The organism is Streptomyces pimonensis, assembly GCF_041380215.1.
In the GTDB taxonomy this organism is placed as follows: domain Bacteria; phylum Actinomycetota; class Actinomycetes; order Streptomycetales; family Streptomycetaceae; genus Streptomyces; species Streptomyces pimonensis.
Genome location: NZ_JAHWZY010000129.1, coordinates 1 through 944 on the forward strand (window position 1 = coordinate 1; position 944 = coordinate 944).

1 protein-coding gene is annotated in these 944 nt (G+C 73.0%); it reads left to right on the forward strand.

Going from position 1 to position 944, the window contains the following annotated elements; translation table 11 throughout:
• The coding region (locus KYY02_RS33665) for a SpnB-like Rossmann fold domain-containing protein (RefSeq protein WP_371244882.1) at window positions 1-944 on the forward strand (944 nt) is incomplete at both ends.

Here is a 944-nt window from a genome sequence, read left to right on the forward strand (position 1 = left end):
GAGTGGCCGCCGGCGGGTGCCAAGGTCGTCGATCTCGACGGGTTCTACGACCAGGCGGCCGACGCAGGCTTTGGTTACGGGCCGGTGTTCCAGGGGCTGCGGGCGGCGTGGCGGCGCGGGGACGAGGTGTTCGCCGAGGTCGTGCTGCCGGACGGCGTGGACGCGGGCGGTTTCGGCCTGCACCCGGCGCTGCTGGACGCGGCACTGCACGCCGCCGGCCTGACCGGTGGTGCCGACGGGACCGGTCGGCTGCCGTTCGCGTGGTCGGGTGTGCGGCTGCACGCCTCCGGGGCGAGGGTGCTGCGGGTGCGTCTGGTGCCCTCGGGGCCGGACGAGGTGTCGTTGACGGTGGCGGACGGGGCGGGCGCTCCGGTCGCGACCGTGGACTCGCTGGTGCTGCGCCCGGTGCCGCTGGATCAGCTCACCGGTGACGATCACGACAACGCGCTGTTCGGCATCGACTGGGTGCCGGTTCCGCTGGCCGATGGTGATGATGTTCCGGCCGTCGAGTGGGCTGAAGTGGGCGCTTTGGCCGATGCGTTGTCCGGCTTTGTGGCCGTGGCGTGCCCGGTCACGTCCGCTTCCGGCTCCGCGTCCGATCCGGTGTTGGTCGCGCACGAGGCGGCGTACTGGGCGTTGGACGTGGTGCAGCGGTGGCTGTCGGAGGAGCGGTCCGGCGCGGCGCGGCTGGTCGTGGTGACCAAGGGCGCGCTGGCCGTCTCGGTCGATGAGGGTGTCCTCGACGTGGCGCAGGCGGTGGTGTGGGGTCTGGTGCGGTCGGCGCAGTTGGAGAACCCGGACCGGATTGTGCTGGTGGACCTCGACGACGAGGCGGCCTCACTGGAGGTGTTGCCCGTCGCGCTGGCGACGGGGGAGCCGCAGCTCGCGGTCCGCTCCGGTGAGATACGGGTGCCCCGGCTCGCCAGGGTGGAGCAGCCCGCGAC